The organism is Rosenbergiella sp. YN46 (assembly GCF_036620675.1).
GTDB lineage: Bacteria > Pseudomonadota > Gammaproteobacteria > Enterobacterales > Enterobacteriaceae > Jejubacter.
Map to the genome: position 1 here is coordinate 1 of NZ_JAZHEE010000178.1, position 515 is coordinate 515.

Consider the following 515-nt stretch of genomic DNA (forward strand, 5'->3'; position numbering starts at 1 on the left):
GATGGGATGATTATGGGGATTTGTGATGTGTTGTTGGCTTTTGGGGGGATGGTGGTGGGGATTGGGGTGGTGGGTATGATGGGGAGGGGGATGGGGGTAATTGGGGGGAGGTTGAGGGAGGGGTTGGTGGAGGTGGGAGAAAAGGAGTTTGGGAGAGGGGGGGTGGGGTATTGGTTGGTGGGGGTGGGATGCATGGGGGGTGAGGAAGAGGTGATGGTGAGGGATCAGGATAAGGGGGTGGTACTGGAGAAGGGTTTGGATGGGGGGGGTGAGGATGAGTGGTTTGTTGAGGTGGGGAGGTTTGTGAGGGAGGGTGTGGGGGCGTGGGGTTATGGGTAGTGTGGTGGGGGGATTATGGGGAGGAAGGGGGGATGGGGGGAGGGTGTTGGGGGTGAAAAGGGGGGGACGTAGGGAATGGATAGTGATGTGGATGGGGGGGGTGGTGGGGTGGCAGTATGACTACGAGGGGGAAGGGGGGAGGGGGGAGGGTGAAGTGAGGGAATTTGTGAAAGTGC

1 protein-coding gene is annotated in these 515 nt (G+C 60.0%); it reads left to right on the forward strand.

Going from position 1 to position 515, the window contains the following annotated elements; genetic code table 11:
* The coding region (locus tag V3W49_RS23135) for a DUF294 nucleotidyltransferase-like domain-containing protein (protein WP_500148335.1) at positions 1-339 on the forward strand (339 nt) is incomplete at its 5' end.
* Positions 340-515 lie beyond the last annotated feature (176 nt).